This window comes from Streptomyces milbemycinicus, assembly GCF_002154605.1.
Classification (GTDB): Bacteria; Actinomycetota; Actinomycetes; order Streptomycetales; family Streptomycetaceae; genus Streptomyces; species Streptomyces milbemycinicus.
This window is the reverse complement of sequence record NZ_MUNE01000411.1, coordinates 1-5,280: the sequence shown is the minus strand read 5'-3', so window position 1 is coordinate 5,280 and position 5,280 is coordinate 1. Positions and strand designations below refer to the sequence as shown.

Genomic DNA, 5,280 nt, shown 5'->3' with positions numbered 1-5,280 from the left:
CGCAAGCACCGGATGGCCATGACGGCGGGCATCCGACAACCGCTCAAGCAACAGCATGCCCGCCCCCTCACCCCAGCCCGTACCGTCCGCGTCCCCGGAGAAGGCCCGGCACCGGCCGTCGCGCGACAGCGCGCGCTGGCGGCTGAACTCCACGAACACCGCTGGTGTCGACATCACCGTCACCCCGCCGGCGAGCGCGAGCGAGCACTCGCCCTGCCGCAACGCCTGCGCCGCCAAATGCAACGTCACCAGCGACGACGAGCAGGCCGTGTCTACCGTGACCGCCGGACCTTCCAGGCCGAACGTGTAGGACAGACGCCCGGACACCACACTGGCCGCGCTGCCCGTACCGAGGTAACCCTCAAGACCCTCCGGCGCATGCTGCAGCAGAGCCGAGTAGTCCTGGCCGTTGGTTCCGGCGAAGACGCCGGTACGGCTGCCCTTGAGCGAGGCCGGGTCGATTCCCGCGCGTTCGAAGACCTCCCACGAGGTCTCCAGCAGCAGACGCTGCTGCGGGTCCATGGCAGTCGCCTCGCGCGGCGAGATCCCGAAGAACGCCGGGTCGAACTCGGCGGCTTTCTGGAGAAAACCGCCCTCCCGCACATACGAGGTCCCCGGCCGCTCCCGATCCGGGTCGTACAGCGCCTCGACGTCCCAACGGCGGTCCATCGGGAACTCGGAGACCGCGTCGCCACCCGCCGCCAAAAGGTCCCACAGCTGTTCCGGGGAGCTCACACCACCTGGGAAGCGGCAGCTCATCGCGACGACCACGACCGGATCGTCATCGATTGGGACGGCTCCCGCAGACGCGTCCGCCGGTGCCCAGCCGGTCTCTCCCACGATCTGGGCCCGCAGGAACTGGGCGAGGGCCGTGGGGGTGGGGTAGTCGAAGACCAGTGTGGCCGGGAGGGTCAGCCTGGTGGCCACTTGAAGCCGGTTGCGGAGCTCGACGGCGGTCAGGGAGTCGAAACCCAGCTCCTTGAATGCCTTGTCCGGCGCGATCGTGTCGGTGGTGGCATGCCCGAGTACGGCCGCCACCTGCGTACGCACCAGCCCGAGCAGCGCGCGGTCCTGGTCGGCCGGGGAAAGTCCAAGCAGCTGGGCCCGGAGTGCCGAGGAGGACTCGACGTCCATGTCGGCCACGCCACCCCCCGCCGCCTCCATGGCCTGGCGGGCTTCGGGAACTTCGCTGATCAACGGGGATGTACGCACGGCAGTGAACGCCGGGACGTATCGCTCCCAGTCCACCTCTGCGACGACGGCATACGTCTCGTCCCGGCCGAGCACCTGGCCCAGAGCCGCAAGCGCCTGCGCCGGGTCCATCGCGACGACTCCGCCGCGGCGCATCCGCTCTTCCCGGCTGTCGCCCACGGCCATTCCGGCCTCGGCCCAGGGGCCCCAGGCCACGGAGGTGGTGGGCAGGCCGAGGGCGCGACGTTGCTGCGCGAGGGCGTCCAGGAAGGCGTTCGCGGCAGCGTAGTTGCCCTGGCCGGGGTTGCCCACAGTTCCGGTGAAGGACGAGAACATGACGAACGCGGAGAGGTCGAGGTCCTTGGTGAGTTCGTGCAGGTGCAGCGCGGCATCCGCCTTCGCGCGCAGCACACCCGCGAGGCGGTTGGCAGTCAGCGACTCGATCACGCCGTCGTCCAGCACACCGGCAGCGTGGATCACAGTCGTCAGCGGATACTCGGCGGGAATGGAGGACAGCAGCCCTGCCAACGCGGTCCGGTCGGCCACATCACACGCTGCCACCGTCACCCGCACGCCCAGCCCCTCCAACTCGCCCACCAGCTCGGCAGCGCCGAGGGCGTCCAGGCCACGACGGCTGGTCAGTACGAGGTGCTCGGCTCCGTTACGCGCCAGCCAACGCGCGACATGCCCACCCAGCGCGCCCGTACCACCAGTGACCAGCGCCGTACCACTCGTACGCCACCCCCCGACACCTCCACCACCGCCGGCACGCAGCAGGCGACGGCCGAAGACACCCGCCGAACGCACCGCCACCTGATCCTCACCACGAGCGCCCTTCAGGACGTCGACCAGCCGCTCCAGTACACGGTCTTGCAGCACCTCGGGCAAATCGACCAGGCCGCCCCAACGCTCGGGATGCTCCAGACCAACCACCCGGCCCAGACCCCACACCTGCGCCTGCACCGCACTCAGCAACACCTCCGAATCGCTGACCGACACCGCACCACGCGTCACCACCCACAACGGCACCCCTACCCCGGCATCACCCAGCGCCTGCACCAACCCCAACGTGCCGGCCATACCCGCCGACACACCGCCACACAACGACTCATCCAACGCCACCAACGACACAACACCGCTCACGGACGAACCGCCCGACTCCGATACAGCCTGCGCCAACTCAGCCCGACCGGACCCTGACTCGACGACAACACGCGCAATCTCCGCCCCACGGCTCTCCAACGCCCGAGCAACATCGGCGACCCACGCGTCCTCCACCAAACCGGCAGGCACAGCCAGCAACCACATCCCCGGCAACACCGCCGACGACTCAACCGACACCGGCTTCCAACCGACCCGGTAACGCCACCCATCCAACCGCGACCGCTCCCGCTGCCCCCGCCGCCACGACGACAACACAGGCAGCACAGCACCCAACTGCTCACCGTCCGACAGCTCAAGCGTCGAAGCAAGCGACTCCAGATCCTCCCGCTCCACCGCCTCCCAGAACCGCGCCTCCACCTCATCCACCACAACCGCCTCAACAGGAGCATCCAGCCAAAACCGCTCCCGCTGGAACGCATACGTCGGCAGATCCACCCGCGACGCCCCCGTACCGGCGAACACCTCCGCCCAGCGCACAGCCACGCCATGTACCCACGCCTGCGCCAGGCCCGACAGCAACGACTCAGCCTCAGGACGCCCCGACCGCAACACCGGTACAAAGACCCGATCAACGGCGGACTCCGCGCCCATCGCGCTCAGCACCCCATCGGGGCCCAGTTCGAGGAAGGTCGTGATGCCCTGCTCGGCGAGCGCAGCCACGCCATCCGCGAATCGCACCGCTTGCCGAACATGCCGCACCCAGTAATCAGCCGAGCCCAACTCCTCCGGCGCAGCCGGAGCACCAGTCACATTGGAAACCACTGGGATACGCGGGGCCGCGAATGTCAGGGTCTCGGCTACCATGCGGAAGTCGTCCAGCATCGCGTCCATACGAGGCGAATGGAACGCATGCGACACCTCAAGACGCTTGGTCTTACGCCCCTGACCCCGCAGCGTCTCCGCCACAGCAAGGACAGCATCCTCGTCACCCGAGACGACCACCGAGGTCGGACTGTTGACCGCGGCAACGCCGACCTGGCCCTCATACTCGGCAAGAAGCGGCGCCACCTCGTCCTCGGCCGCCTGGACAGCCACCATCGCACCCCCGGCGGGCAGCGCCTGCATCAACCGACCCCGAGCCGCCACCAACCGAACCGCATCCTCCAACGAAAACACACCCGCCACATGAGCCGCCACGATCTCACCGACCGAATGACCACCCACAAACTCCGGCACCACACCCCACGACTCAACCAACCGGAACAACGCCACCTCAACGGCAAACAGACCAGCCTGCGTAAACACCGTCTGACCAAGCAGAACAGCATCATCACCGAAGATCACATCACGCACAGACCGCTCGACATACCCCGCAAGTTCCCTGTCCAGCAGCCCGCACACCTCGTCGAACACTTCCGCGAACACCGGATACTGGCCATACAACTCACGGCCCATACCCACCCGCTGACTGCCCTGACCCGAAAACAACACCGCCAACCGACCCGAACCCACACCCTGACCGACGACAACACCAGAAGCCGACTCACCCCGCACCAACGCGCCCAGCCCAGCCAGCAAACCAGCACGATCACCCACCACCACAGCACGGTGCTCAAAGGCCGAACGCCCCTCAGCCAACGACCACCCCACATCCACCGGCGAAACCCCCGCGTTACGCTCCACATGCGACAACAGTCGCTGTGCCTGCCCCCTCAATGCCGCAACCCCACGCCCCGACACCACCCACGGCACCACCCCAGGCGCTCCGGGAGCCACCACTGCCGAGTCTCCCGACCGCACCTCGACCGCAGGCGCCGCCTCCAGAATCACGTGCGCATTCGTCCCGCTCACGCCGAAAGACGACACACCCGCCCGCCGCGGACGGCCACTCTCCGGCCAGGCCCGCTGCTCCGTCAACAACTCGACCGCGCCGGACTCCCAATCCACCTGCCGGGACGGTTCATCGACATGCAGGGTCTGAGGCAGCTCGCCGTGCTGCATCGCAAGCACCATCTTGATCACGCCCGCGACGCCCGCCGCAGCCTGCGCATGACCGATATTCGACTTCAACGACCCCAACCACAACGGCCAGCCCTCCGGCCGCTCCTGACCGTACGTCGCCAACAACGCCTGCGCCTCAATCGGATCACCCAGCGTCGTCCCCGTACCATGCGCCTCCACCACATCCACCTCAGCAGCGGAAAGCCGGGCGCTCGCCAACGCCTGACGAATCACCCGCTGCTGCGAAGGCCCGTTCGGCGCCGTCAAACCATTCGACGCACCATCCTGATTCACCGCCGAACCACGAACCACCGCCAACACCCGACGCCCATTGCGCCGCGCATCGGACAACCGCTCCAACAACAACACCCCCGCACCCTCAGCCCACCCCGTACCATCCGCGCCCTCAGCAAACGACTTACAACGACCATCAACCGCAAGCCCCCGCTGACGACTGAACTCCACAAACACCGTCGGCGTCGACATCACCGCAACACCACCCGCAAGCGCCAGCGAACACTCCCCCGACCGCAACGCCTGCATCGCCAAATGCAACGCCACCAACGACGACGAACACGCCGTATCCACCGTCACCGCAGGACCCTCAAGCCCCAACGCATAAGCCACCCGACCCGAGACGGCGGCGGTCGCACTGCCGGTCAGGAAGTAGCCCTCGCTGCCCTCGACGACCTGCTGCATGCCGATCGCGTATCCCTGCGACGAGGCTCCGGCGAAGACGCCTGCCTGGCTGCCCTTGAGCGAGGCCGGATCGATGCCCGCACGCTCGAACGCCTCCCACGACGTCTCCAACAACAACCGCTGCTGCGGATCCATCGCCGCCGCCTCACGCGGCGAAATCCCGAAAAACGCCGCATCGAACTCGGCGGCGTCATGCAGGAAACCACCCTCCCGCACATACGAGGTGCCGGACCGCTCCGGATCCGGGTCGTACAGGTTCTCCACGTCCCAGCCGCGGTCCATCGG

General features: G+C 67.7%; 1 protein-coding gene. It reads right to left on the bottom strand.

Translation table 11 applies throughout. The annotated features are described in order from the left end of the window. Window positions 1–5,280 (bottom strand): type I polyketide synthase (locus tag CCN51_RS31005; protein ID WP_143675930.1); only part of this gene is annotated, 5,280 nt, incomplete at both ends.